Raw genomic sequence first — 26,998 nt, forward strand, 5'->3', positions numbered from 1 at the left:
GTAGCACTATGAACGATAAAAACATCATTCAGATGCCCGACGGCTATCTGAATAAAACCCCTCTGTTCCAGTTTATTTTGTTATCCTGCTTATTCCCGTTATGGGGATGTGCTGCTGCATTAAATGATATTTTAATTACGCAATTTAAAAGCGTCTTTGCATTAAGTAACTTTGCTTCCGCTCTGGTGCAAAGTGCGTTTTATGGCGGCTATTTCTTAATTGCTATTCCGGCGTCATTAGTGATTAAAAATACCAGCTATAAAGTTGCGATTATGATTGGCCTGACGCTCTATATCGTCGGCTGTACGCTGTTTTTCCCGGCCTCGCACATGGCAACCTACACCATGTTCCTGGCCGCGATTTTCGCCATTGCCATTGGCCTGAGCTTCCTCGAGACCGCCGCGAACACCTACAGTTCGATGATCGGCCCGAAAAGCCACGCCACGCTGCGCCTGAACATCAGCCAGACCTTCTACCCGATCGGCGCGGCAGCCGGGATTTTGCTGGGTAAATATCTGGTCTTTTCCGACGGTGAAAGCCTCGAAAAACAGATGGCGGGCATGAACGCTGAACAGATCCATCAGTTTAAAGTGCTGATGCTGGAAAACACCCTGGAGCCCTACAAGTACATGATCATGGTACTGGTGGTGGTGATGGTGCTGTTCCTGCTGACGCGCTTCCCGACCTGTAAAGTCGCACAGACCGCAAACCATAAACGCCCGTCGGCGGCCGATACGCTGCGCTATCTGGCGAGCAATGCCCGCTTTCGTCGCGGAATTGCCGCTCAGTTCCTCTACGTCGGGATGCAGGTTACCGTCTGGTCGTTCACGATCCGTCTCGCGCTGGAGCTGGGCGATATCAACGAGCGTGATGCCTCAACCTTTATGGTCTACAGCTTCGCCTGCTTCTTTATCGGCAAATTTGTCGCCAATATTTTGATGACCCGCTTCACGCCGGAAAAAGTGCTGATCCTCTACTCGGTCATCGGCGCATTGTTCCTCGCCTACGTGGCGCTGGCGCCGAGCTTTAGCGCGGTGTACGTGGCGGTGCTGGTCAGCGTACTGTTCGGGCCGTGCTGGGCCACCATCTATGCCGGTACGCTGGATACGGTCGATAACGAACACACCGAAATGGCTGGCGCAGTGATTGTGATGGCGATTATTGGGGCAGCCGTGGTGCCGGCGATTCAGGGTTTTATCGCCGACATGTTCCATTCCCTGCAGCTCTCGTTCCTGGTGCCGATGCTGTGCTTCATCTACGTGGGTGTCTATTTCTGGCGTGAGTGCAAAGTGCGCCGCACGCTGACCGAAGCTACCGCATCCTGAGGAGTCTGTTGATGACGACACGTATACCGTTATGGCGCTCGCTCTTTCACGAGCAGCCTCGCACCCTTGTGGCCAATGATGACTTCACGGTCACTGCTTTTCGCTACGCCAGCGGCGTGGAAGGGTTGCGGGTAGCCAACGCCCGCGGCGCGCTGGTGATTTTGCCCTGGCTGGGGCAGATGATCTGGGACGCCGAATTTGATGGTCATGACCTGACTATGCGCAATATGTTCCACCAACCGAAGCCAGCCACCGAGGTGGTGGCGACCTATGGCTGCTTTGCGTTCCATTCGGGACTGCTGGCAAACGGCTGCCCGTCGCCGGAGGACAACCATCCGCTGCATGGCGAAATGGCCTGCGCCGGAATGGATGAGGCCTGGCTGGAGCTGGAGGCAGACAGCCTGCGCGTGGTGGGGCGCTACGAATATGTGATGGGCTTTGGTCATCACTACGAGGCGCGACCGGCGGTGGTATTACACAAAGCGAGCGCGCTGTTTGATATCCAGATGGCGGTGACCAACCTGGCGTCCGTCGCCATGCCGCTCCAGTACATGTGCCATATGAACTATGCCTACGTCGCGGGGGCCACCTTCAGCCAGAATATCCCCGACGAGGCACTGTCGCTGCGCGAATCGGTCCCGGCCCATGTTCAGCCGACGGCGTCATGGCTGGCGTTCAATCAGCGTTTGCTGCAGGGGGAAGCCTCGGTGGCGACATTGAATGAGCCGCAGTTCTATGACCCGGAGATCGTCTTTTTTGCCGATAAGCTGGATCGCTACACCGACAGCCCTGAATTTCGCATGATCGCCACCGATGGCACCACGTTCATCACGCGTTTCTCCAGCGCCGAGCTGAATTACGTCACCCGCTGGATCCTCTATAACGGCGATCAGCAGGTTGCTGCCTTCGCCCTGCCAGCCACCTGCCGACCGGAGGGCTTTCTGGCGGCCCAGAGCAATGGCAGCCTGATATCGCTGGCGCCGCAGGAGACCCGAAGCTTCTCGGTCACCACCGGGATCGCCTGAGGCGGATAACACTGCTCAAGGCGGCAAGTCTGAGAATCCCCAGGCGCTTACTTAAGTAAGTGCCTGGGGAAGCAGACGCCGCTTGAAGGATGCAGTGTATATCGTTAAGGTAAGCGCGTTTTTTAACCCGCCAGGATACATCATGACCACCATTGCCCTTATCGACGATCATCTTATCGTCCGCTCCGGTTTTGCCCAGCTGCTGGGGCTGGAAGCGGATTTCCAGGTTGTCGCTGAGTTTGGCTCCGGCCGTGAGGCGCTGGCGGGGCTGCCCGGACGGGGTGTGCAGGTCTGTATTTGCGATATTTCGATGCCGGATATTTCCGGCCTCGAGCTGTTAAGCCAGCTGCCGAAAGGCATGGGGATCATCATGCTCTCGGTGCACGACAGCCCGGCGCTGGTGGAGCAGGCGCTCAACGCCGGCGCCCGTGGCTTTCTCTCCAAACGCTGCAGCCCGGATGAGTTGATTGCTGCGGTCAGAACCGTGGCGACCGGCGGCTGCTACCTGACGCCGGATATTGCGCTGAAGCTGACCGCGGGCCGCCAGGATCCGCTGACCAAACGTGAACGTCAGGTGGCGGAAAAGCTGGCCCAGGGGATGGCGGTGAAAGCCATCGCCGTTGAGCTCGGGCTGTCGCCGAAAACCGTGCACGTCCACCGGGCGAACCTGCTGGAAAAGCTGGGGGTCAGCAACGACGTCGAGCTGGCGCGGCGCATGTTCGACAGCTGGCAGTAGCAGGCCATGAAACCACTCCTCTCCCGGCTGCTTTCGGTGGCCGGCTGTTTCTGTATTTTCTCCGCCGCATGGTTCTGCCTGTGGAGCATCAGCCTGCACCTGGTTGCCCGCGCGGATCTCGCCGTGCTGCTGTTCCCCTTCGGCCTGCGGCTTGGCCTGATGCTGCAGTGCCCGCGCGGCTACTGGCCGGTATTGCTGGGCGCCGAGTGGCTGCTGATCTTCTGGCTGGCGCAGGAAGTGGCGCTGGCGCATCCGTTAATTTTGATGATCGGTGGGGTGTTGACCCTGCTGCCGGTGGCGCTGATTTCGCGCTATCGCCACCAGCGCGACTGGCTCACGCTGTTACGTCAGGGGGCCGCGCTGATCACCGCCGCGCTGCTGCAATCGCTGCCGTGGGCCGCCGAAGGGAGCGACGGGCTGAATGCGCTGCTGCTGACCCTCACCGGCGGCCTGACCCTGGCCCCGACCTGCCTGGTTATCTGGCACTATCTCACCAGCACCGTCTGGCAGCCGCTAGGCCCGTCGTTGGTGTCGCAGCCGATCAACTGGCGCGGTCGCCACCTGATTGGCTACCTGTTGTTGTTTGTCATCAGTCTGTGGCTCCAACTGGGCCTGCCTGCTGAACTGTCGCGCTTCACGCCGTTCTGCCTTGCGCTGCCGATTATCGCCCTGGCGTGGCATTACGGCTGGCAGGGGGCGCTGATTGCCGCCTTGATGAACGCCATCGCCCTGATAGCCAGCCAGACCTGGCACGATCACCCGGTGGATTTACTGCTCTCGCTGCTGGCGCAAAGCCTGACCGGGCTGCTGCTGGGGGCCGGGATCCAGCGTCTGCGCGAACTCAACCAGTCGCTGCAAAGCGAGCTGGCGCGTAACCGGCGACTGGCGGAGCGATTGATGGAGACCGAAGAGAGCGTGCGCCGGGAAGTGGCGCGGGAGCTGCACGATGATATCGGCCAGACCATCACCGCCATCCGTACCCAGGCGGGGATTGTGCAACGCCTGGCGCCGCACAACGGCGGCGTGCAGCAGAGCGGCCAGCTGATCGAACAGCTGTCGCTGGGGGTCTACGATTCGGTGCGCCGCCTGCTGGGCCGGCTGCGTCCGCGTCAGCTCGACGACCTGACCCTTGAACAGGCGGTGCGCTCGCTGATGCGCGAAATGGAGCTGGAGGACCGCGGTATGGTCAGCCATCTCGACTGGCGTATCGATGAGTCCGCCCTGAGTGAAAACCAGCGCGTCACCCTGTTCCGCGTCTGCCAGGAAGGGCTGAATAATATCGTCAAACATGCCAGCGCCAGCGCGGTGACGCTGCAGGGCTGGCAGCAGGACGGGCGGCTGATGCTGGTGCTGGAAGACGATGGCTGCGGACTGCCGCCGGGCAGCGGACAGCCGGGCTTTGGCCTGACCGGTATGCGCGAGCGCGTCACCGCCCTGGGCGGGACCCTCACGATTTCCTGCACGCACGGTACCCGCGTTTGCGTCAACCTACCGCAACGTTATGTCTGAGGCGCGATGATGCTGAACTTGCTGAAATCCCCACCCGATGCCGCGCCGATTACCGATAAACAGGCGCTGGATGAGCGCTATCGCTACTGGCGGCGTCATATCCTGCTGACCATCTGGTTAGGTTATGCCCTGTTTTACTTTACCCGGAAAAGCTTTAACGCCGCGGTACCGGAAATTCTCGCCAGCAACGTCCTGACCCGCAGCGATATCGGCCTGCTGGCGACGCTGTTTTACATCACCTACGGGCTGTCGAAGTTTTTCTCCGGCATCGTCAGCGACCGCTCCAACGCCCGGTATTTTATGGGGCTGGGGCTGGTCGCCACCGGGATGGTCAATATCCTGTTTGGCTTCTCAACCTCGCTGTGGGCCTTTGCCGTGCTGTGGGCGCTGAACGCCTTCTTCCAGGGCTGGGGTTCGCCGGTGTGCGCCCGTCTGCTGACGGCGTGGTATTCGCGTACCGAGCGCGGCGGCTGGTGGGCGCTGTGGAATACCGCGCACAACGTCGGCGGGGCAGTGATCCCGATGGTGGTGGGCGCGGCGGCGCTGCACTACGGCTGGCGCGCCGGGATGATGATTGCCGGTACGCTGGCGATCCTCGCCGGGCTGTTTCTCTGCTGGCGGCTGCGCGACCGGCCCCAGGTTGTCGGGCTGCCGGCGGTGGGTGACTGGCGCCACGACGAACTGGAGATTGCCCAGCAGCAGGAAGGGGCGGGGCTGACGCGCAAAGAGATCCTCTACAAGTACGTGCTGGCGAATCCCTACATCTGGCTGCTGTCGCTGTGCTACGTGCTGGTTTATGTGGTGCGGGCGGCGATTAACGACTGGGGCAATCTCTACATGTCAGAGACGCTCGGCGTCGATTTGGTCACCGCCAACTCGGCGGTGACCATGTTCGAACTGGGCGGATTTATCGGCGCGCTGGTCGCCGGTTGGGGGTCGGATAAGCTGTTTAACGGCAACCGTGGGCCGATGAACCTGATTTTTGCCGCCGGGATTTTACTGTCGGTCGGCGGTTTATGGCTGATGCCCTTCGCCAGCTACGTGATGCAGGCGGCCTGCTTCTTCACCACCGGCTTCTTCGTGTTTGGCCCACAGATGCTGATTGGCATGGCGGCGGCGGAGTGTTCCCACAAAGCGGCGGCCGGGGCGGCCACCGGGTTTGTCGGGCTGTTTGCCTACCTCGGCGCCTCGCTCTCAGGCTGGCCGCTGGCGCAGGTGCTCGAGCGCTGGCACTGGACCGGATTTTTCGTGGTGATTGCCATTGCCGCCGGGATTTCCGCGCTGCTGCTGCTGCCGTTTTTAAACGCCCAGGCGCCACGAACGCCGCACGAAGCGTGATGCACCTCACTGTTTTGCCCCATTCGGGGCAAAACTAAGACATTTTCCCGGTTTCGCCTGGACGCTGTCTCAGGCCAGTTACGTCGCTGATTTTTACAATGCCTGCCATCAAGCAGGTATTCAAATCAGGAGTCACCCATGCTGGCCTTTCTCAACCAGGTGCGCAAACCCACGCTGGACCTGCCGCTCGACGTGCGGCGCAAGATGTGGTTCAAACCGTTCATGCAGTCCTATCTGGTGGTCTTTATTGGCTACCTGACCATGTATCTGATCCGCAAAAACTTTAACATCGCCCAGAATGACATGATCTCCACCTACGGGTTGAGCATGACCCAACTGGGGATGATCGGTCTTGGATTTTCGATCACCTACGGCGTGGGGAAAACGCTGGTTTCCTACTACGCGGACGGCAAAAACACCAAGCAGTTCCTGCCGTTTATGCTGATCCTCTCCGCCATCTGTATGCTCGGCTTTAGCGCCAGCATGGGGGCCGGCTCCACCAGCCTGTTCCTGATGATCGCCTTCTACGCGCTGAGCGGTTTCTTCCAGAGTACCGGCGGCTCCTGTAGCTATTCGACCATCACCAAATGGACCCCACGCCGCAAGCGCGGGACGTTCCTCGGCTTCTGGAATATCTCGCACAACCTCGGCGGCGCGGGTGCGGCGGGTGTGGCGCTGTTCGGGGCGAACTATCTGTTCGACGGCCACGTCATCGGCATGTTCATCTTCCCGTCGATTATCGCGCTGGTTGTCGGCTTTATCGGCCTGCGTTTTGGTAGCGACTCCCCGGAATCCTACGGCCTCGGTAACGCCGAAGAGCTGTTCGGCGAAGAGATCAGCGAAGAAGATAAAGAGACCGAAGAGAACGCCATGACCAAATGGCAGATTTTCGTCGAGTACGTGCTGAAAAACAAAGTCATCTGGCTGCTGTGCTTCTCCAACATCTTCCTCTACGTAGTGCGTATCGGTATCGACCAGTGGTCGACGGTCTATGCCTTCCAGGAGCTGAAGCTGTCTAAAGATGTGGCGATTCAGGGCTTTACCCTGTTTGAGGTGGGCGCGCTGGTCGGTACTCTGCTGTGGGGCTGGCTGTCGGATCTGGCGAACGGCCGTCGGGCGCTGGTGGCCTGCGTCGCGCTGGCGTTAATCATCGCTACCCTCGGCGTCTATCAGCACGCCAGCAACCAGTACGTCTACCTGATGTCGCTGTTTGCTTTAGGTTTCCTGGTCTTCGGTCCGCAGTTGCTGATCGGGGTTGCCGCGGTGGGCTTCGTGCCGAAAAAAGCGATCGGGGCAGCCGATGGCATCAAAGGCACCTTTGCCTACCTGATCGGCGACAGCTTCGCCAAGCTGGGGCTGGGGATGATTGCCGACGGCACGCCGGTATTTGGCCTGACCGGCTGGGCCGGCACCTTTGCGGCGCTGGATGCGGCAGCCATCGGCTGTATCTGCCTGATGGCCATCGTGGCGGTCTTCGAAGAACGTAAAATTCGCCGCGAGAAAAAGAAACAGATTTTGCAGACCGCCGAGTGATGGCGTATTGGTAACCTTGCCCGGCCTCAGCGCCGGGCTTTTTTTTATCTCTCCAGCTGGGCGGTCTGGTGCAGCAGTTCCCGCAGCCACTGCTGCGCCGGGTCACGGTGGCTACGCTCGTGCCACGCCATGCTTTTGGTAAAGCCGGGGATCGCCAGCGGCGGCGGGGCGATGCGCATTCCGTTCGCCATTTTCGCCAGCCGACGCGGCACCACCGCAATCATATCGCTGACCGCCAGCACCTCCGGCAGTACCAGAAAACTGCTGACCGACAGCCCCACCCGCCGCGACCGTCCCAGCGCCGCCAGCGCCTCATCGGTCACACCGCGAAAGCTATCGCCCTGCCAGGAGACCAGCACGTGTTCCAGCATACAGAACAGATCCAGAGTTAACGGCACCGCCGCCTGGGGATGGTCCGCGCGCATCAGACACACGTACTCTTCCTGATACAGCGCCCGGCTGTGAAGCTCGGGCGGCGTGGAGCGGGGCGTCAGCAGGGCAATATCAACATCCCCGCGTTCGGTTTGGCTGAACAGAGTCTGCGGCGATTCCGGGATAATGCGCACCCGGATACCCGGCGCCAGGGGCTTTAGCGCGGCGATAAACGGCACAATCACCGCTTTCAGCGCGTAATCGGTGGCGGCTATCGTCCAGGTTAATTCGGCCCGTTGCGGATCGAAAGTGGCCGGCTGCAGCAATGCGTCGGCATCCGCCAGCAGCTGCTTCACCGGCAGCGCCAGCGCCTGCGCGCGCAGGGTCGGCACCATGCCGTGCGGGGCGCGGACAAACAGCGGGTCGTTAAAAGCATCCCGCAGGCGCGTCAGCATGCCGCTGACCGCCGGCTGGGTCAGTGAAAGCCGCGCCGCCGCCCGGGTCACGCTGCGTTCATCGAGCAGCGCATCCAGCGTTTTCAGCAGATTCAGATCGAGGTTTCTGATATCAGATTTCATGATGCCCATCCTCAGCGACGATAAGTCACATTATGGTACGCCGGGGAGTCGACAGCGCGCAAATTCCCATTATGATAGTGAGGATGCGGGATACCCTCACTCATTCAGGTTACAGGAAAGCGGCAAGGGAGCGGCTCCCCTGAGGCAGAGATAACGTCTGGCCGGGGTGAACGCGCGTAGCCAACGCATCTGCAGCGTGAAGTATGACGGATAGAGAATGAGAGGATGAATGGTCTGGATAGGATTGGCCACGCTGGTGGTCGTATTTGTTGTCGGTTTTCGGGTACTTACCTCTGATTCGCGCCGTGCGATTCGCCGCCTGAGCGAGCGCCTGGGCATTACCCCGGAGCCACTGGAATCGATGATCGATGCGCTGGGGAAAGCCGCCGGTCACGAGTATCTGCGTTATCTTGAGCGCCCCAATGAGGCGCATCTGCAAAACGCCGCCCAGGTCCTGCTGATCTGGCAGGTGGGGATCGTCGACGGCAGCGAGCGCAATCTGCACTACTGGTATCGGCTGATGCAAAAGGCCCGCCTGGCGGCGCCGATCACCGACGCCCAGATCCGTCTGGCCCAAGGGTTTTTACGCGAGCTGGACCCGGAACTGAGCGACATTGTCCTGCTGCAACAGCGCTATAACGCCTTGTTTTTACCGGAAGATGGCGTCCACTGGCTGCACTGATATCACCACCTGTGATAATCATAATCAATGATGATGATTAGATTTATATCACCTCCCGGCAGATGATTGACCTCGTTAAATCTCACCATTACGAGGTCTCTTATGAAACAGTCAATGCACCAAAGCGCCATCGTCTGGCCGGAAGATTACCTGCCGGGGACAACCGATAACTTTGCCTCCAATGAAATCATCGTCAGCGGTTTGACCGCGGCGGAAATCTGGGCGCAGCTCGATGACACTACCTTATGGCCCACCTACTACAGCAACGTGGCCGATATCCGTTTTCATGACGGCAGCGGCCCGACGCTGAGCGCAAACGCCCGCTTCCGTTTTTCAACCTTCGGCTTCCCGATTGAAGCGCAGGTGACCGAATATGTTCCACCGGTGGCCGGACAGGCGGCGCGCGTCGCGTGGCACGGTTGGGCAGAAGGGGATGCAACCACGCGTCTGGACGTGATCCACGCCTGGCTGTTCGAAGATTTGCCCGGCGGTCGCGTGCGCATTCTGACCCAGGAGTCACAGAAAGGGGCACCGGCACAGGCGCTGGCGCAGACGCTGCCGAACCCGATGATCAACGGCCATCAGGAGTGGATTTGCGGCCTGGCTACGGCGGCCAAAAACGCACAGCGCGGCTAATTTAGCATTCTGTGCGCTGGCAAGCCTTGTCTGACCGGCTTGCCAGCCGTTTTACCGGCAATAATCAAGCTTCACGTGATTGAATTGTTAAATTACTCACACACAAAATGTTACACTGCGCAGCTTTTCCGCTCTCAAACCATGCAGGTAACCCATGACGTCTTCAAATGCCTCCACGCCACATGCTCACCAGACTGCGCGACCGAACTGGTCGGCGGTATTCGCGGTGGCCTTCTGCGTGGCCTGCCTGATTACCGTGGAGTTTCTACCGGTTAGCCTGCTCACGCCGATGGCTCAGGATTTAGGTATCTCTGAAGGGGTCGCCGGGCAGTCGGTCACCACGACCGCCTTTGTGGCGATGTTTTCCAGCCTGTTTATTACCTCGATTATCCGCAGCACCGACCGCCGTTACGTGGTGATTCTGTTTTCCGTGCTGCTTACCCTCTCGTGCCTGCTGGTCTCCTTCGCCAACAGCTTCACTTTGCTGCTGCTGGGCCGTGCCTGTCTGGGGCTGGCGCTGGGCGGCTTCTGGGCGATGTCCGCGTCGCTGACGATGCGTCTTGTGCCAATGCGGGTGGTGCCGAAAGCGCTGTCGATTATCTTTGGCGCGGTGTCGATTGCGCTGGTGATCGCCGCGCCGCTGGGCAGCTTCCTCGGTGGGATTATCGGCTGGCGTAACGTCTTCAACGCTGCGGCGGTGATGGGCGTGGTGTGTACGATTTGGGTGATCAAGGCGCTGCCTTCACTGCCGGGCGAATCTCCGTCACAACAGCAAAATATGTTTGGCTTGTTGAAGCGCCCCGGCGTGATGGCCGGTATGTGCGCCATCTTTATGGCCTTTGCCGGGCAGTTTTCCTTCTTTACCTACATCCGCCCGGTGTTTATGAACCTCGCTGGCTTTGATGTCTCTGGCCTGACGCTGGTGCTGCTGAGCTTCGGTATCGCCAGCTTCGTTGGGACATCGCTCTCCTCCGTGCTGCTCAAGCGTTCGGTCAAAGCGGCGCTGGCGATTGCGCCGGTGGTGCTGGCTGTCAGCGCGGCGGTGCTGGTGCTGTGGGGTGAAAGCAAAATCGTGGCCTCGACGGTGGCGATTATCTGGGGCCTCGCCTTCGCATTGATTCCGGTGGGCTGGTCAACGTGGATCACCCGATCTCTTGCCGATCAGGCGGAAAAAGCCGGGTCGATTCAGGTGGCGGTGATCCAGCTGGCAAACACCTGCGGTGCGGCGGTGGGCGGCGTGGCGCTGGACCATCTCGGTCTGCTGTCGCCGCTGGTAATTTCCGGGACCTTGATGCTGATGACCGGGCTGCTGGTCGCCACCAAAGTCCGGGTGTAACGTGCCGCCCGGGCACGGCGTTGCGGCCGCTGCCCGGGGGAACGCGAGCTATGCCTACGGGCGCTTACCCCTTGCCAGACGGGCGTTGATGTCGGCAATGACGCCCGGCAGATCGGCCAGGGTATCGACCACATAATGCGCCCCGGCGGCATACAGTTTTTCAGCCGCCCGTTCACGACGGGTGGCGATCGCTTCTGTCGTCATCTGCTGATATTCCGCCCAGGTCGCGCCAAACTCGTTGCCGGACACCGCCAGTCCGACGCTCCACATCCCGGCGTTCAGCCCTTCGGTAATACCCGGAACGGCATCGTCGACCTTCACGCAGTGCGCGACGGCATCAATGCCGAGGGCAATGACGTTTTGCAGCGCCATCCACGGGCCGGGACGCCCGCCGGCGGCCAGGTCGTCGGTAGCCACCCAATGGTCCGGGGCATAGCCCTGGGCGGCGGCGGCGGGGATCAGCTTCTCCATGACCGCGCGCGGGTAGCCGGAGCAGGAGCCGATTTTCAGACCGTCGGCGCGACAGGCGGCAATGGTGTCGACAACGCCAGCGATTGGTGCGGAAAAATCGACGACTTTGGCAATTTGCAGCGGCATGAACGCGGCGTAGATCGCGTCAATATCGTCGGCGCTCATCGCGCGGCCAAATTTCGCCTGCCAGCGGGCATCCACCGAGGGTAGCTGCCCCAGCGCTTCAATGTGTTGCCACTTGCCGAGCCCCATCGGAACGCGGGCCTCCGCCAGAGTTATCTCGACGTCAAACGCCTTGCGAAAGGCTTCGACAAAAATCTGGGTTGGCGCGAAGGAGCCGAAATCCACGGTGGTGCCGGCCCAGTCAAGAATCAGTGCGGTAATACGGTTCATGGCGGTTCCTCAGTGTTTCCAGTACATGGCGTTATCGATGGCGGTCAGCAGGGCGGTGATGTCGGCGTCGCAGACTTCGCCGATATTGCCGATGCGGAAGCAGTCGCTTTGCGAGACTTTCCCCGGATAGATCACGAAGCCCTGAGCCTTAAGCTGCTGATAGAAGTGTTCAAAGCGGTACTGCGGCGCCTTCGGCGAGTAAAAAGCGGTGATGATCGGCGAATGCAGGCTGTCTTCCAGCAGCGGCTGGAAACCTAAAGCGCGCATGCCGGCCACCAACCGACGCTGGTTGGTACTGTAGCGCTGATGGCGGGCGCTCACGCCACCCTCTGCGGCCAGCTCTTTCAGCGCCTGGGCAAAAGCCAGCACGGTGTGTGTCGGGGAGGTGAAGCGCCACTTGCCGTGATGATCTTCCATGCAGCGCCACTGGGCATACAGATCCAGCGACAGCGAGCGCGAGCGGCCCTCGCAGGCTGCCAGCTCGCTTTCCCGCGCAATGACGAACGCGAACCCCGGCACCCCCTGAATGCACTTGTTGGCGGAGCTGATCAGGTAGTCGATATTCAGCGCGGCGACGTCCAGCGGAATGCCGCCGAAGCTGCTCATTGCATCGACGATATAGCGTTTACCGTAGCGCTGCGCCAGCACTGCCACATCGGCAATCGGGTTGAGCATCCCGGTGGTGGTTTCGCAATGGACCATCGCGATGTGGCTGATCGCCGGGTCTGCCTGCAGGATCTTTTCGATCTCGGCCACGTCCGGGCGGGCCACTTCACCGCAATCGTACGGCTGACAGGCGACGCCCATCCGCTGCGCCATTTCAATCATCCGCGCACCGTAGGCGCCGTTGTTGACGATCAGCACTTTGCCCTGCGCGCCGACTGCGCTGCCGAGCACCGCCTCCACCGCGTAGCTGCCGCTGCCCTGCAGCAGCACCGAGGTGTAGCCTTCCACAGGCGTTGCCAGCTGAACCAACTGCTGGCGAATGGTCTGTACCACCCCGAGGTTGTAGTCATCATCCCAGGTGCAGCTATCGAAGAGCATCGCCTCTTTCACCGTGCGGGAGGTGGTTAACGGGCCAGGGGTTAGCAGCAGGTAATTACGTGACGTCATTTGTCTCACCATTTTGGTCTATACCAGATTGGTTTTATAATGGTGATAACGGCGGCAAAAGGTCAAAGAAAAGATCGCGCTGCAACAAAAAATTCATCTCCATGGGTATAATGGCGCTATCCAATCTGTGTGCGAGACATCATGAAATCACCCTCTGGCGAGACGCCGCAATACCTGTTGATTAAGGCGCAATTGCAGGCTCGAATCGAAAACGGCGCGTTGAAAAGCGGCGACAAACTGCCGTCAGAACGCGAAATGTGCAGCCTGTTCAACACCACGCGGATTACGGTGCGTGAGAGCCTGGCGCAGCTGGAGGCCAGCGGCGTGATTTATCGTGCCGATCGCCGCGGCTGGTTTGTCACGCCGGAGCGCCTGTGGTTGGACCCGACGCAAAATACCAACTTCCACAAGCTGTGTCTGGAGCAGGGGCGGGAGCCGAAAACGGTGCTGCTGAATGGCCGGCTCGCGGCAGTGCCGCTGGATGTGATGGCACCGCTGGCGCTACAGCCATTCGATCAGGTGTACCTGCTGACGCGCCTGCGCTACGCCGACGGGCGGGCGATCTGCTACAGCGAAAACCACTGTCTGCCGGCGCGCGTGCCGGAGCTGCTGCGCCACGATCTGAACGGCAGCCTGACCGAGATTTATCAGACCCATTACGACCTGATATATACCAGCATGCATCTGTCGTTCTATCCCACCTCGATGCCGTCCCAGGCCGCGCAGGCGCTGGGGGTGATGGAAGGGCGCCCGGCACTGTTGCTGCGCCGCCTCAACTACGATCAGCACGGGCGCATTCTTGATTACGATATCGAGTACTGGCGTCACGACAGCCTGCGCATCGAAGTCGATACCCACTGATTTTTTCGGCCCCTGTGTGCGGCCTCTCCCCGGTGGCGCTGCGCTGACCGGGCTACGATTCTTGCCGTTGGGTAGTCAGGTAGCCCGGACAAAGCGCGACAGGCGCCGCCTCCGGGGAAATTCCATGCGCTGATCTCCTCTCTGTTGTCTCCGTTTTTCATCCACCGGACACACTTCGTTCATCGTTCTGTCATAAATCCCCGGTAGCGTGACACTCGATCTGGTATAGACCATTTAACATCACCACCCAATGAGGCTGATACGATGAAACTCTCCCGACTTGCTCTGCTCTCCGCTTTCGCTCTCGCCAGCACCCCGGTGTGGGCCGATGGCGTGGTCACGGTTTATTCGGCTGATGGCCTGCATGATGGCGACAATAGCTGGTATCAGAACCAGTTCGACGCCTTCACCAAAGCGACGGGCATCAAAGTGCAGTATGTGGAAGGCGGATCCGGGGCAATCGTCGAGCGCCTGGCGAAAGAGCGGACCAACCCGCAGGCCGACGTGCTGGTTACCGTGCCGCCGTTTATCCAACGCGCCGCCAAAGAAAACCTGCTCGCCGAATTTACCCCGCAGGGCAGCGACGCAATCCCCGGCGCTAACGCCCACTACTCGCCGCTGGTGAACAACTACCTGACCTTCATCTATAACAGCCAGCTGTTAAAAAGCGCCCCGGCCAACTGGCAGGCGCTGCTGGACAGCAGTTTCAAAAACAAACTCCAGTACTCCACCCCGGGCCAGGCCGGCGATGGGACCGCGGTGATGCTGCAGGCCTTCCACAGCCTCGGCAGCAAAGAGGCGGGCTTTGCCTATCTCGGTAAACTGCAGGCCAATAACGTCGGCCCGTCCGCCTCCACCGGCAAACTGACCGCGCTGGTGAATAAAGGCGAACTGTTTGTGGCTAACGGCGACCTGCAGATGAACCTGTCGCAGATTGCCCGCAACCCCAACGTGAAAATCTTCTGGCCGGCGGACGAGAACGGCGAACGCAGCGCCCTGGCCCTGCCGTACACCGTCGGTCTGGTCAAAAATGGCCCGCAGAGCGAAAACGGCAAAAAACTGATCAACTTCCTGCTGGATAAACCGGCGCAGAGCCACGTCAGCGCGCTCTCCTGGGGCCTGCCGGTGCGCAGCGATGTCACGCCAACCGACGGAAACTACCAGGCGGCAAAAGCGGCCCTCAACGGCGTGAAAAGCTGGGAGCCGAACTGGGACGATGTGGCCGGATCGCTATCGGCAGACATTGCCCGCTGGCACCAAGTGACCGACAGCGAGTAAGCCTGATGCTGATGAAAACGACTGCTTCCCACTCCCCGGCGCAGGCGGGGACCTCCGGGATAACCCTCGACGCACTGCGCGTGTCCTATCACGGTAACGTGGTGCTGAAACCGCTGTCATTGACCATTGAACCGGGGGAAGTGCTGGCGCTGATCGGCCCGTCTGGCTCCGGAAAAACCACGGTGCTGCGGGCGATTGCCGGGTTTGTGCAACCGGCGGGTGGGCGCATTCTGATCGGCGATACCGACGTCACCGGGCTGCCGCCCTACAAGCGCGGCCTGGCGATGGTGGTCCAAAACTACGCTCTGTTCCCGCACATGAAGGTGGAAGACAACGTCGCCTTCGGCCTGCGGGCGCAAAAGCAGCCAAAAGCGCTGATCGTCGACCGGGTCAAGGAAGCGCTGAAGATTGTCGGGATGGCGGACTACGCCACCCGCTATCCGCACCAGCTTTCCGGCGGCCAGCAGCAACGCGTCGCCATTGCACGGGCCATTGCCGTGCGCCCGCGGGTGCTGCTGCTCGATGAACCGCTGTCAGCGCTGGATGCGCAAATCCGCCACAATATGGTGGAGGAGATTGCGCGCCTGCATCGCGAACTGCCGGAGCTGACCATTCTCTATGTCACCCACGATCAGACCGAAGCCCTGACCCTCGCGGACAAGATTGGCATCATGAAAGACGGCTCGATGATCGCCCACGGGGAGACCCATCAGCTGTACCACAACCCACCGAACCGCTTCAGCGCCGAGTTCCTCGGGCGCGCCAATATCCTGCAGGCCACGGCACTGAGCGATATGGCCGGCCCAGGGCTGGTCAGCGTCAGCTGCGGCGGCGGACTGATTCAGGCCTTCAGCCAGGGCGGGCAGCACGGGCATAACAAGCTGTTGTGTATTCGCCCGCAGCATATGAGTCTGGTTCCCCGTTCGGCGGTCAGTAACCGGCTCCACGCCACGCTGACCTCGGTGCACTGGCAGGGCGATTTGACCCATCTGCTGTGCGACGTTGCCGGCGAAGCGGTGCGTATCGTGATGACGCACGTCAATCCGCTGCCCCGGGCGGGCGACCAACTGACGCTCTACTTTGAACCGAACGATGCGGTACTGATTGAGGTGTAACGATGTCGCATATGCTCACGCTTTCGCGCCCGGCCCTGAACCTGCGGCCCTTCCTGTGGCTGCTGCTGCCGCTGCTGGTACTGGCGACGCTGTTTTTCTACCCGCTGCTGCTGATTGCTGAACAGGCGCTGCGCGATGACAGCGGTCATCTGAGCCTCGGGACCTTCTGGCAGGTCATCGACTCGCGGCGTTTTATCGGCGCCCTGCTGAACACCCTGCAAATCGCGGTGTGCGCCACGCTCGGCTGTCTGCTGCTCGGCAGCCTGCTGGCGCTGATTCTGGTGTTTATTCCGTTCCCCGGCAGCGCGCTGATTGGCCGGGTGATCGACACCTTTATTGCCCTGCCGACGTTTCTGATCACCCTGGCCTTCACCTTTATTTATGGTTCAGCGGGGCTGCTGAACGGCACGCTGATGTCGCTGTTCGATTTCGCCTTGCCGCCGGTCGATTTTCTCTACTCGATTCAGGGGGTTATTCTGGCGGAAATTACCGTGTTCACGCCGCTGGTGATGCGTCCGCTGATGGCCGGGCTGCGGCAAATCGATAAAAGCCAGCTGGAGGCGGCCAGCATTCTCGGGGCCCATCCGCTGCGGGTGATCGGCCAGGTGATTTTCCCGGCGGCACTCCCGGCGCTGATGGCGGGGGGCAGCCTGTGCCTGCTGTTGACCACCAACGAGTTCGGTATCGTGTTGTTTATCGGTGCCAAAGGGGTGAATACTCTGCCGATGATGGTCTACAGCAAGGCGATTCTTGAGTCCGATTACAGCGTGGCCTGCATGATTGCGCTGATCAATATTCTGCTGTCGCTGGGGCTGTTTATGCTCTACCGACTGGCCGCCGCGCGTACCGGCGTGAGGAGCTAACGATGTTAATCTGGTCGCGTAAAGGCCGTGTGGCGGCGGGTGGGCTGGCAGTCGTGCTGTTTGCCGGCTTTTTCTTCCTGCCGCTGGCGGTGATCCTGATGTCCAGCCTGAGCCAGCAGTGGAACGGCCTGCTGCCGTCGGGGTTTACCTTCGGTCATTTTGTGAATGCGTTTCGGGGAGCCGCCTGGGATTCCCTGTTCTCCAGCCTGGTGGTGGGCTTTTGCGCCAGCCTGTTTGCCCTGCTGTGCGGCATGTGGGCGGCGCTCTCTCTGCGCCAGTTCAGCGCCCGCCTGCAGCGTTATCTTGGGCTGGCGTTTTATCTACCCAGCGCGATCCCGTCGGTATCGGTAGGGTTGGGGATTCTGGTGGCCTTCAGCCAGGGACCGTTGCAGATGAACGGGACCTTCGGGATTGTGCTGGCGGCGCACTTCGTACTGATTTCCGCCTTTACGTTCAGCAACGTTTCCACCGGGCTGGCGCGTATTTCACCGGATATTGAAAATGTTGCCTCAAGCCTGGGCGCATCGCCGGGATACCGCCTGCGCCATGTGACTTTGCCGCTAATGATGCCGTGGATGATCTCCGCGCTGGCGCTGAGCCTGTCGCTGTCGATGGGGGAGTTGGGGGCTACGGTGATGATCTATCCGCCGGGCTGGACGACGCTGCCGGTGACGATTTTCAGCCTGACCGATCGCGGCAATATTGCGGATGGTTCGGCGCTCACCATTGTGCTGGCGGGGGTGACGCTATTACTGATGATCAAGCTTGAGCGCATCGCGCGTCGCCTGAGCCAGAAATAACGTCACACTAGTGTTATGCCGAAGGTGTCCGGGCGCGGCGTTACGCCGCGGCCCGGGAATGGATCTTAGAACCAGGCTTCGAACATCCCGCCGACGTTCAGCGAATCCAGCTGGTTGTCGTTGGTGTTGTTCACTTTCGCGGTATGTTTGTTATCGACCTGGCCGCCGGTAACGTAGAAGCGCAGCATCGGACGGAACTCCGGACCCATGCCGATAGAGATGTTCTGCGACAGCGTCAGCTTCCAGCCTTTGTTATCCCCGCCCTGATCGTAGTCAACACGCTGGTAGCCCGCTTCCAGCCAGGTTGAGTGTACTTCGTTCCAGAAGTACATCGGGCGCACAATCACGCCGTAGTTCTTACGGTTGTCGGTATTGTCTTTGCCGTCATCATAATCGTGGAATGCCAGCAGGTAATCGACCTGCGCCTGCTGGGTGAACTTATGGCTGCCTTCAAAGCTGGCGTACACCGTCGTCAGGTCGTCGGTTTTGTTATACACGCTGTTATCCGAATTATCGGAGTAGCGCAGGATAACCTTGTTGATGCCGCTGTCGTTGGTATGGCTCAGCACCAGGCCGCCCTGCCAGGCATCGAGGCGCTCATCACCATCCACCGCTTTCGAGTCGAAGCCGTAGTTGGCGTACACCTCAACATCGATCGGGCCGGCTTTCATGTTGTGAATTTTCGAGGTCAGCGCATAGTGGCCGTCGTCACCGGTGCCGGAGCCGCCGGTACAGGTGATGCGCGATGGGTTCGATTCATCGGCCATCACTTCCGGGCTACAGGATTCCACCTGCGAGACCGTTGCCACGTCAAACTGCACGCCGCCGATATCGAAGTTCTTCACCCCGGCACCCTGGCCGTCGTGGTTCATCCAGAAGTAGTCGTTGATGCCCTGTTGCGGACGCTGGTGGAAGTCACGACCGGCCCAGATATAGGCGTTCGGGTTGGATTCCAGCACGTTGGTCACGCCGACGTAGGCCTTTTTCAGGTTAACTTCGTCGCTCCAGTGGTCGAACATTACGTTGATATCCCAGATCGCGCCCTGGCTGCTCTTAAAGGCTTTGGTTATCTGGAATTCGCCGCCGTTGCCTTCGTTACCCAGACGACCGATCGCCGAGGCGCCGTTATAGGAGCCGTCCACGCCGACAAATTTCTGGTCGCCGGTCTGGAACTGCGCGCCGTAACGGGCGTAGCCGCTGAATTTGAGGCCGAACGGAATCGCCATATCCGGGGAGGCGGCGGTGGTTTGCGGGTTGGTCACCACATCCACTTTCTTATCGGCGGCGGCATCGATTTTGGCCTGACGGTCAGCCAGCGCTTTATCGACAGCTTTTGCCACAATGGCGTCGATTTGGTCCTGAGAAAAATCTTGTGCGAGTACGGAAACTGGGCACAGCGCGGCGACTACCGCCATGGCTAATGGCAGTCTTTTTATTGTTTTCATGGTTATCTCACATTTAATATTTTATTGATGTTCAGACAATAACCATCCCGCTCCGAATGAAATATCATGATCGGGGCAAGCTGATCCGGTTTATTTAGGGTACAGCTACGCTGAAGAATAAAGGGACTTATTATTCAGGGTGGTTCTATTAATAAATTAACGCTGATACAGGTGGATCATCTCTTCTGAAAATTCACGGGCAAGCAGTGAGTTCATTAAATGATCCTGCGCATGCACCATGATTAAGGTCATTGGCTGGCGCGCCTCACCGGCATCCTGCTCGATGAGCTGGGTCTGCATCTGGTGTGCGCGACGGGCATAACCATCAGCTTCATTAAGGAGTAATTTGGCTTCGTCGATATTACCGCTCCGGGCCGCATGCAACGCTTCAAAACATAATGAGCGTGACTGTCCCGCATTCACGATAATTTCCATTACCGCTTCTTCTAGTTCGATCATAATCATTCCTGAGGTTGTTCTATATATTAAATAATGTAGCGAAAATTCCTTTTTCGCATTATTCCAGAAAGTGCTGTCGATTTATTATTTAGTGGGTCCGGGAAATACAGTTGAGGGTGTATTTCCCCATGATTACTGACCAACCGTCTCAGCAACTGGAACGACGTTTTTGGCTTTTTCGACTTCAGTTTTCAGCAATGAGCGCTCATAGGCACGCAGGAACGGCAGGTAGATAACCGCAGACATCACCATGCAAATCACGCACATGACCACCGGGCTGAGCGTCCAGTTAGCAGCCCAGGAGGCGCCGATAGGTGCCGGTGTGGTCCACGGCGTCAGGGAAACCACCTGTGACAGCCAGCCGAGGCGGGTGGCGCCATAGGCGAGGATGGCGTTGATCATCGGGACGAACACGAACGGGATAAACATCATCGGGTTCATGATAATCGGGGCGCCGAACAGAATCGGTTCATTAATATTGAAGAAGCTTGGCACGATGCCCATTTTGCCGATGGTCCGCAGGTGCGCCACACGGCTACGCAGCAGCAGGAAGGCCAGCGGTAAAGTTGAACCTACGCCGCCAATCAGCAGATAGTGGTCCCAGAAACCTTGCAGATAGACGTGCGGCAGAGCAGCACCGGCAGCCAATGCGGCCTGGTTAGCCGACAGGTTCGCCATCCAGAACGGGTTCATAATCCCGGTGACAATCAGCGAGCCGTGGATCCCGGCAAACCAGAAAATCTGGCACATCAGCACGGACAGCAGAATCGCCGGCAGGGAGTCAGAAGCAGAAACCAGCGGTTCCAGCAGGTGCATAATCGCCTGCGGCAGAATCATGCCGGTCTGGGCTTCGATAAACAGGTTCAGCGGATGCAGGGTACCAATTACCACCAGTACCGGGATCAGAATTTCAAAAGAGCGGGCCACGCCGGTCGGAACCTCTTTCGGCAGGCGAATGGTAATGTTGTTCTGTTTCAGCCACGCATAAATGCGGGTGGAGTAAATCGCGGTGATTAACGCCGTGAAGATCCCCTGGCCTGACAGATACTGGGTAGAGATTTTGCCATCAGCATACGGTGCGGCCACCAGTAAAAAGGCCATAAACGCCAGCAGGCCGGACATTACCGGGTCCAGCTGAAACTGGCGACCGAGGCTGGCGCCAATTCCGACGGAGATAAAGAACGTCATCACCCCCATGCTGAGGTTGAACGGCAGCATCAGCTGTTCACGATACTGCTGGGAGAAGTCGAGCCAGCCGCGGGCAAAACCGTTAGTGGTGTCCGGTGAAAAAGGAGGAAAGATAAATACCAGCATGAAAGAGCCGATGATCATGAACGGCAATGCGGCAGTGAAGCCATCGCGAATCGCGATAACATATTTCTGCTGCCCAAGGCGTCCTGCCAGCGGAGTAATAGATTGCTCGATCACGGCAATCATGGACTGATACAGAGAACTCATTTGAACACCTCTTATTGCGCTGGGTTAATCAGCGACAGGGCATAATCCAGAACGTTATCTCCTCGCTGCATGCCGTAGTCCATGGTGTTAATTGGCTGGACCGGAATATTCAGCGAAGCGGCTTTGTCAGACAAGGTTTTCAGCATGTATTTCACCTGGGGGCCAAGAAGCACCACCTGGTATTGCGGAAACTGCATGTCAAATTCGGAAACGCCATAGGCGTCAATCTGCACCGGCAGGTTACGTTCCTTTGCCACATCCACCATCTTTCTGACCAGTAAGCTGGTGGACATTCCTGCAGAGCAGCACAGCATAATCTTGTACATCGACACTCATCCTCAAAATGTAAAAAGTTATTGCGTGAATGATTTGATATCAGACGGAAACCGGTTTCCATTCATAAAAAACAGAACTGTGATGACTGTCAAGATCTTCTCCTTATGCCGCTAATTAATTGGATTTCGCTCACAGAAATCGGCCGGTTTTGCGATGTTTTTCCATGAAATGGAGAATCGGTTTCCAAATGAAAATGGAAACGGATATACTGCGATGGTTATTATTGAAGCGATTCAGGACCAGGAATTTACGGGGATCGGACTGACCCTGTCAGGGGAGAATGATGTCTACAATCAATGATGTGTCACGTTTAGCTGGAGTATCCAAAGCGACCGTCTCTCGCGTGTTGAGCGGTACGCGTGGCGTAAAAGAAGCCAGTCGTCAGGCGGTACTGCAGGCGGCGGAAGAGCTCAACTACCGGCCCAATATGATCGCCCAGTCGCTGCTGAGCCAGACCACTGGCTGCATTGGCGTGATCTGTGCGCAGGACAATATTAATCAAACCACCAGCTACCTGTATGCCCTGGAAAAGCAGCTGAGCCAGCATCAAAAACATCTGCTGCTGCGCTTTGCCAATACCCGTGCCGGGGTGATGAACTCGCTGGAAGAGCTGAGCTGCGGGCTATGTGACGATGTGCTGATTATTGGCGCGCGTTTTCCACTGAATATCGACCGTCCGGACGTGGCGCTGATTGACTGTCTGGAGAGCGAAGGGGCTAACAGCATTCAGTTTGACCACGCGTTTGCGGCGGAAACGGCCTGTAACTATCTGATTAGTCAGGGGCGTCGGCAGATTGCGTTGATCCATCCGGAAGGGGGTGGGTTTGCCGAGCAGGTGCTGCTGGGCTACAAACACGCGCTGGAGAAAAACTTCCTGCCGTTTAATCGCAACCTGGTGTTCCTCGATAGCACCTCGCCGTCGGTGGCGGTTCAGGAGCTGGTCAACAATGCGACCACCTTGAATTTCAATGCCTTACTGGTGGCTGATGAGCAGCAGGCGCAGCATGTCGTGCCGCAGCTGATGGCGTTCAACCGGGCGGTGCCGGAGAAAGTGATGGTCTTTAGTCTGGCTGGATCGTTACAGCTTCCCGGCATCCCGACCATTCCGGCCATTGAGTATTCGATGGATGCGATGGCGGCGCGGATCGTTAACTGGCTGACGGAAAAAACGCAAATGCTCGGCGGCAGTATGCTGCGCGGCGATTTAATCATTCCGAACCGCTGATATCACCCGCCACAACCACTATCTCCCATCACCACCCACAGCCGTTAGGCTGTGGGTTTTTTTTATGCCTCTCTTTTTGTCGTTCACTTCACAATATAAACAGAACTCATAGCTGACGCCGGTTTTTTGAACCAGACAGCGCCCGGGGACTGCCTTAAGTTGAATACGAAAGTTCAATCCAAAAAAAACAGCCACCAGAACATTCGTACCGCCTGCTTAAGGAAGTGACCCTATGAACCACTCTCGTGTTGTCGATGTGAAGGCGTGGATCGATGCCCGACCGATCTCGCGCTTTCAATGGAACGTCCTGCTGCTGTGTTTTGTCATCATCATGCTTGATGGCTATGACGCGGCGGTGATGGGTTTTATCGCCCCGGCTCTGATTGAAGACTGGGGCATCAGCCGGGCGCAAATGGGCCCGGTGCTCGGCGCGGCCATGTTTGGTGTGGCCATCGGCGCGCTGGTGGCCGGCCCGCTCTCCGACCGCTACGGTCGCAAACGCATCCTGCTGTGGTCGGTGGCGCTTTTCGCCCTCTTCAGCCTTGCCGGGGCGCTGGCGCAAAGCCCGTCGCAGCTGGCGCTGATGCGTTTTCTGACCGGACTGGGGCTGGGGGCGGTCATGCCGAACTGCGTCACCCTGGTGGCGGAATATATGCCTGAGCGCCGCAAGGGGCTGATGATCACCCTGATGTACAGCGGCTTTAACGTCGGTTCCGGGTTGGGGGGCTTTATTGCCGCCGGGCTGCTGTCGCACTACAGCTGGCATTCGGCGCTGATTTTCGGCGGCGTGCTGCCGCTGGTGGTTCTGCCGTTTATGATAGCAATGCTGCCGGAGTCGGCGATGAATATGGTGGCCCGTCGGCTGCCGTCCGGGCAGATTGCCGGGGTGCTGAACCGTCTTGGCGGCAGCTTCAGCAGCGAAACGCGCTTCCAGCTGAACGCCCCGCAAATCTCGCGGCACAATAAAGTGGTGCAGCTCTTTCGCAACGGCTACGCCCGCGGTACCGTCGCCTTGTGGCTGACCTACTTTATGGGCCTGTTCGTGATTTATTTGCTCAATGGCTGGCTGCCGACCATCTTGCGCTCCGGCGGATTATCGCTGCAGCAGGCGGCGATAATTACCGGCCTGTTCCAGCTTGGCGGCCCGCTGGGCGGCATTCTGGTGGGGTATCTGATGGACCGCACATCAGCTAAAGCGGTGATTGCAGTAACCTATTTCCTGGGCTGCGTATGCCTGCTGACGCAGGGGCTGATGGATTTTGGCTCCGCGGCGCTGTCGGTGCTGATCTTTATCAGCGGCATGTGCATTAATGGCGCGCAGAATGGCCTGCAGGCCTACTCGCCAGCCTATTACCAGACTGAAATCCGCGCCACCGGCGTGAGCTGGATGCATGGCATCGGGCGTACCGGGGCGATACTCAGCTCGACGCTGGGCGGGGTGATTATGCTGGCGGTCCCGGGCCACTCTTCAATCTTTTTGGTGCTGGCGTTACCTGCCTGTCTGGCGGGGGCCGCGATTTTGCTGCACCGTATGAACCACCCGAAGCCTCGGCAAACAGAGGCCGATCTTAGCGCGCTGTCAGGCACAGTGCATAACCGATAAGTGGAGTCTCTTCATGGCCAGAATACTCGGCGGGATCGCCGTTTCTCATACCCCGACCATCGGCTTTGCTGTCGATCATCATAAACAACAGGACGCCGCATGGGCACCGATCTTCCAGAGCTTTGAGCCGCTGCAACGCTGGCTTGATGAGAAAAAACCGGATGCGCTGGTCTATATCTTCAATGACCATGTGACCGCCTTTTTCTTCGATCACTACTCGACGTTTACCCTCGGGATTGATAACGAATACGGTGTGGCCGACGAGGGCGGTGGCCCGCGCGATCTACCGCCGGTAAAAGGTGATGCGGCGCTCTCCAGGCATATCGGCGCCAGCCTGATGGCCGACGAGTTTGATATGTCATTCTTTATGAATAAAAAACTCGATCACGGGCTGTTCTCGCCGCTGTCGGCGCTGCTGCCGTGGCAGCAGGAAACCGGCTGGCCGACGCGGGTTATCCCGTTGCAAATTGGCGTCCTGCAATTCCCGATCCCCAGCGCCCGGCGCTGCTACAAGCTCGGCCAGGCGCTGCGTCGGGCGATTGAGAGCTACCCGGAAGATATCGACGTGGCGATCGTCGCCACCGGCGGCCTGTCGCATCAGGTGCACGGCGAACGCTGCGGTTTCAACAATCCACAATGGGACGCAGAGTTCGTGGATATGCTGGTCAATGATCCGGAAAAACTGACGGAAATGACCCTCGGCGAATTTGCCACCCTCGGCGGCATGGAAGGTGCAGAAGTCATTATGTGGCTGGTGATGCGCGGCGCGCTGTCGGCGAACGTCACCGAAACCTGGCGCGATTACTACCTGCCGTCGATGACCGGCATCGCCACGCTGATCCTGGAAAATAATGCCCGCACTCCGCCGGTAGATACCCTGAGCCGCCACCGTCAGCATATGGCGCAGCAGCTGGCCGGCGTTGAGGCGCTGCCGGGAACCTACCCGTTTACCCAGGAGCGTAGCCTCAATGGCCTGCGGCTGAACCGTTTCCTGCATCAGCTGATTCAACCCGCGTGGCGCGACCGTTTTCTCACCCAGCCGCAGGCGCTGTATGCCGAAGCGGGGCTGAGCGAACAAGAGCAGAGGCTGCTCGACGATCGCGACTGGCGCGGGCTGATTCAGTATGGCGCCAGCTTCTTCCTGCTGGAAAAAATGGGCGCCGTGGTCGGGATCTCTAACCTGCATATCTACGCCGCGATGCGCGGGCAGACGCTGGAAGATTTCCAGAAAACGCGTAACCAGCAGGTTACCTATTCGGTAGCGGGCACCCGTTAACCCGGCGCCACGTGCTGCTGGATAAACTGCAGCAGGGCCTGGGTAGCCGGTGAAGGCAGGCTCCCGGCGCGGAAGGTCAGCCCGATGCGGCGAGTGGTATCGGGCAGCGACACCGGCAGAACGGTGAGCAGGCCGTTGTCGATTTCAAAACGCATCTGGCTGGCGGAGACCGCCGCCAGCATGTCCGAGTCCCTCAGCAGGCCGCGCACCATGGCGGCATCGCCGGTCTCCACCGTCGGCTGCGGCAGGGGCAATCCCAGGGTCAAAAACGCTTTCTCCAGCAGGTGTCGCGCCGGGGCATTGGAACGGGGCAGCACCCACTGGGCCGACGCCAGCTGGCTTTGCGGGTCCGGGTGGCGCAGCAGCGGGTGACCGTTGCGCAGCAAAATAAGCATATCTTCTTCAAACAGCGCTTCGCAGCGCAGGTCCGGCAGATCCTCGTCCTGGCGCAGCGCGCCGATAATAAAATCGATATGTCCCGCCCGCATGTCGGACACCAGCGACTCATACGGGCTTTCGTTGGTCATCACCATAATGCCGGGATAACGCGCCAGAAAGGCGCTAATCGCCGCGGGCAACAGCTGGGTCCGGCTGAGCGGCAGGGCGCCAATGCGCACGCTGCCCTCCAGCACCCCGCGACGGGCGGCGAGATCGCTCCAGATATTTTCCAGTTCGTTCAACGCCCGGCTGATGGGCGGGTAGAGCAGGTCCGCCGCCGGGGTGGGGCGTACCCCTTCCGGGGTGCGGCGAAACAGCGCCGAGCCGGCACCTTTTTCAAGGATTTTCAGCGCGGCGCTGACCGCGGGCTGGGTGATCCCCAACTGGCTGGCGACCGTTTGGGTATGGTTGACGTGGTACAGCTGTAGGAAAATCTCCAGCCGTCGGGTGTTGAACAGCCAGCCGGAATCCGGCAGCGCGCCGGAGGCGGTGCTTCGCGCGTGGAGCTTTTGCATCAGCGCGGGAATGGCCTGAAGATCTTCGATGGCACGTAGCGCTCGCGGCAGAATGCAGCGGCCATATTCCGTCGCCACCATTCCGCTGTAATGGCGTTCGAACAGGGTGACGTTCAGCGCCGCTTCCAGATCGCGAATCGCCCGGGTGATCGCCGACTGCGTGCGGAATAAGTCATCAGCCGCGCGCGAGACGCTGCCGCGCTGTGCCACCTGGCAGAAGAAGCGTAGCTGCATGATATTTATTGTCTTATCGTACTTTCTCTTCAGCATTTCTCACCG

At 59.2% G+C, this 26,998-nt stretch carries 25 protein-coding genes; 17 read left to right on the top strand and 8 right to left on the bottom strand.

Features of this window, described 5'->3' with window-relative positions:
• Positions 1-8 precede the first annotated feature (8 nt).
• The 6 genes from fucP to uhpT all read left to right on the top strand — a co-directional run bounded on the left by fucP (position 9) and on the right by uhpT (position 7,466).
• Positions 9-1,325 (top strand): L-fucose:H+ symporter permease, encoded by a 1,317-nt coding sequence (gene fucP, locus ACMYSN_RS15040; protein WP_123757025.1) that lies wholly within the window; start codon positions 9-11, stop codon positions 1,323-1,325.
• 11 nt (positions 1,326-1,336) lie between these two features.
• Complete coding sequence (locus ACMYSN_RS15045) at positions 1,337-2,350, top strand: aldose 1-epimerase family protein (protein WP_462495339.1); 1,014 nt, start codon at positions 1,337-1,339, stop codon at positions 2,348-2,350.
• A 142-nt stretch (positions 2,351-2,492) separates the two neighbouring features.
• Complete coding sequence (gene uhpA, locus ACMYSN_RS15050; RefSeq protein ID WP_123757027.1) at positions 2,493-3,086, top strand: transcriptional regulator UhpA; 594 nt, start codon at positions 2,493-2,495, stop codon at positions 3,084-3,086.
• A gap of 27 nt (positions 3,087-3,113) precedes the next feature.
• Positions 3,114-4,595 carry a signal transduction histidine-protein kinase/phosphatase UhpB gene (uhpB, locus tag ACMYSN_RS15055; protein WP_174509664.1) on the top strand — a complete coding sequence of 494 codons (1,482 nt, stop codon included), beginning with the start codon at positions 3,114-3,116 and terminating at the stop codon, positions 4,593-4,595.
• A gap of 9 nt (positions 4,596-4,604) precedes the next feature.
• The gene (uhpC, locus tag ACMYSN_RS15060) at positions 4,605-5,933 is read left to right on the top strand and encodes an MFS transporter (protein ID WP_462498265.1); all 1,329 of its coding nucleotides are present in this window, start codon (positions 4,605-4,607) and stop codon (positions 5,931-5,933) included.
• A 138-nt stretch (positions 5,934-6,071) separates the two neighbouring features.
• A complete protein-coding gene (gene uhpT / locus ACMYSN_RS15065; RefSeq protein ID WP_462495340.1) occupies positions 6,072-7,466 on the top strand; it encodes an MFS transporter in 1,395 nt (464 codons plus the stop codon).
• Between the two features lie 44 nt (positions 7,467-7,510).
• Here the strand turns inward: uhpT and ACMYSN_RS15070 are convergent, their stop codons facing one another.
• Positions 7,511-8,416 (bottom strand): LysR family transcriptional regulator, encoded by a 906-nt coding sequence (locus ACMYSN_RS15070; RefSeq protein WP_462495341.1) that lies wholly within the window; start codon positions 8,414-8,416, stop codon positions 7,511-7,513.
• A gap of 229 nt (positions 8,417-8,645) precedes the next feature.
• On the opposite strand from ACMYSN_RS15070, the gene ACMYSN_RS15075 reads away from it, so the two are divergent.
• The 3 genes from ACMYSN_RS15075 to nepI all read left to right on the top strand — a co-directional run bounded on the left by ACMYSN_RS15075 (position 8,646) and on the right by nepI (position 11,070).
• On the top strand, positions 8,646-9,098 hold the full coding sequence (locus tag ACMYSN_RS15075) for a DUF1198 family protein (protein ID WP_154144375.1): 453 nt from the start codon (positions 8,646-8,648) through the stop codon (positions 9,096-9,098).
• A 114-nt stretch (positions 9,099-9,212) separates the two neighbouring features.
• Positions 9,213-9,734, top strand: coding sequence for an SRPBCC family protein (locus ACMYSN_RS15080; RefSeq protein WP_187043070.1), 522 nt, complete (start codon positions 9,213-9,215; stop codon positions 9,732-9,734).
• 154 nt (positions 9,735-9,888) lie between these two features.
• Positions 9,889-11,070: an MFS transporter gene (gene nepI, locus ACMYSN_RS15085; protein ID WP_462495342.1), complete on the top strand. Its 1,182-nt coding sequence runs from the start codon at positions 9,889-9,891 to the stop codon at positions 11,068-11,070.
• A gap of 54 nt (positions 11,071-11,124) precedes the next feature.
• On the opposite strand, the gene phnX is transcribed toward nepI, so the two are convergent.
• Entirely contained in the window at positions 11,125-11,934 is an 810-nt protein-coding gene (phnX, locus tag ACMYSN_RS15090; RefSeq protein ID WP_462495343.1) for a phosphonoacetaldehyde hydrolase, read from the bottom strand.
• 9 nt (positions 11,935-11,943) lie between these two features.
• Complete coding sequence (gene phnW / locus ACMYSN_RS15095; protein WP_462495344.1) at positions 11,944-13,047, bottom strand: 2-aminoethylphosphonate--pyruvate transaminase; 1,104 nt, start codon at positions 13,045-13,047, stop codon at positions 11,944-11,946.
• A 141-nt stretch (positions 13,048-13,188) separates the two neighbouring features.
• Here phnW and phnR point away from each other — a divergent pair, with 141 nt between their 5' ends.
• From phnR to phnV, 5 genes are all read left to right on the top strand, one after another.
• Entirely contained in the window at positions 13,189-13,908 is a 720-nt protein-coding gene (phnR, locus tag ACMYSN_RS15100; RefSeq protein WP_462495345.1) for a phosphonate utilization transcriptional regulator PhnR, read from the top strand.
• Positions 13,909-14,172: 264 nt separating this feature from the next.
• A complete protein-coding gene (phnS, locus tag ACMYSN_RS15105) occupies positions 14,173-15,186 on the top strand; it encodes a 2-aminoethylphosphonate ABC transporter substrate-binding protein (protein ID WP_462495346.1) in 1,014 nt (337 codons plus the stop codon).
• Between the two features lie 5 nt (positions 15,187-15,191).
• Complete coding sequence (gene phnT, locus ACMYSN_RS15110; protein WP_123757039.1) at positions 15,192-16,301, top strand: 2-aminoethylphosphonate ABC transport system ATP-binding subunit PhnT; 1,110 nt, start codon at positions 15,192-15,194, stop codon at positions 16,299-16,301.
• A gap of 2 nt (positions 16,302-16,303) precedes the next feature.
• Positions 16,304-17,164: a 2-aminoethylphosphonate ABC transporter permease subunit gene (gene phnU / locus ACMYSN_RS15115; protein WP_462495347.1), complete on the top strand. Its 861-nt coding sequence runs from the start codon at positions 16,304-16,306 to the stop codon at positions 17,162-17,164.
• Positions 17,165-17,166: 2 nt separating this feature from the next.
• Entirely contained in the window at positions 17,167-17,964 is a 798-nt protein-coding gene (phnV, locus tag ACMYSN_RS15120) for an ABC transporter permease (protein ID WP_462495348.1), read from the top strand.
• A gap of 65 nt (positions 17,965-18,029) precedes the next feature.
• On the opposite strand, the gene ACMYSN_RS15125 is transcribed toward phnV, so the two are convergent.
• From ACMYSN_RS15125 to ACMYSN_RS15140, 4 genes are all read right to left on the bottom strand, one after another.
• Positions 18,030-19,409 (bottom strand): carbohydrate porin, encoded by a 1,380-nt coding sequence (locus ACMYSN_RS15125; RefSeq protein ID WP_462495349.1) that lies wholly within the window; start codon positions 19,407-19,409, stop codon positions 18,030-18,032.
• 156 nt (positions 19,410-19,565) lie between these two features.
• Complete coding sequence (locus ACMYSN_RS15130) at positions 19,566-19,868, bottom strand: PTS lactose/cellobiose transporter subunit IIA (protein ID WP_434582447.1); 303 nt, start codon at positions 19,866-19,868, stop codon at positions 19,566-19,568.
• A 132-nt stretch (positions 19,869-20,000) separates the two neighbouring features.
• Entirely contained in the window at positions 20,001-21,326 is a 1,326-nt protein-coding gene (locus ACMYSN_RS15135; protein WP_434582448.1) for a PTS sugar transporter subunit IIC, read from the bottom strand.
• A gap of 11 nt (positions 21,327-21,337) precedes the next feature.
• Positions 21,338-21,652 (bottom strand): PTS sugar transporter subunit IIB, encoded by a 315-nt coding sequence (locus ACMYSN_RS15140; RefSeq protein ID WP_123757045.1) that lies wholly within the window; start codon positions 21,650-21,652, stop codon positions 21,338-21,340.
• 293 nt (positions 21,653-21,945) lie between these two features.
• Between ACMYSN_RS15140 and ACMYSN_RS15145 the strand changes: the two genes are divergently transcribed.
• From ACMYSN_RS15145 to ACMYSN_RS15155, 3 genes are all read left to right on the top strand, one after another.
• Positions 21,946-22,887: a LacI family DNA-binding transcriptional regulator gene (locus tag ACMYSN_RS15145; protein ID WP_462498266.1), complete on the top strand. Its 942-nt coding sequence runs from the start codon at positions 21,946-21,948 to the stop codon at positions 22,885-22,887.
• A gap of 232 nt (positions 22,888-23,119) precedes the next feature.
• Complete coding sequence (locus tag ACMYSN_RS15150) at positions 23,120-24,490, top strand: MFS transporter (protein ID WP_462495350.1); 1,371 nt, start codon at positions 23,120-23,122, stop codon at positions 24,488-24,490.
• A 13-nt stretch (positions 24,491-24,503) separates the two neighbouring features.
• Positions 24,504-25,766 carry a gallate dioxygenase gene (locus ACMYSN_RS15155; RefSeq protein WP_462495351.1) on the top strand — a complete coding sequence of 421 codons (1,263 nt, stop codon included), beginning with the start codon at positions 24,504-24,506 and terminating at the stop codon, positions 25,764-25,766.
• Here ACMYSN_RS15155 and ACMYSN_RS15160 read toward each other — a convergent pair.
• Positions 25,763-26,989, bottom strand: a complete 1,227-nt coding sequence (locus tag ACMYSN_RS15160; protein ID WP_462495352.1) for a LysR family transcriptional regulator — start codon at positions 26,987-26,989, stop codon at positions 25,763-25,765. The two genes, ACMYSN_RS15155 and ACMYSN_RS15160, sit on opposite strands and share 4 nt — an antisense overlap.
• Between the last annotated feature and the right edge of the window lie 9 nt (positions 26,990-26,998).

The sequence above is a fragment of the Klebsiella sp. R445 genome (genome assembly GCF_051131755.1).
GTDB classification, from domain to species: Bacteria; Pseudomonadota; Gammaproteobacteria; order Enterobacterales; family Enterobacteriaceae; genus Klebsiella; species Klebsiella lignicola.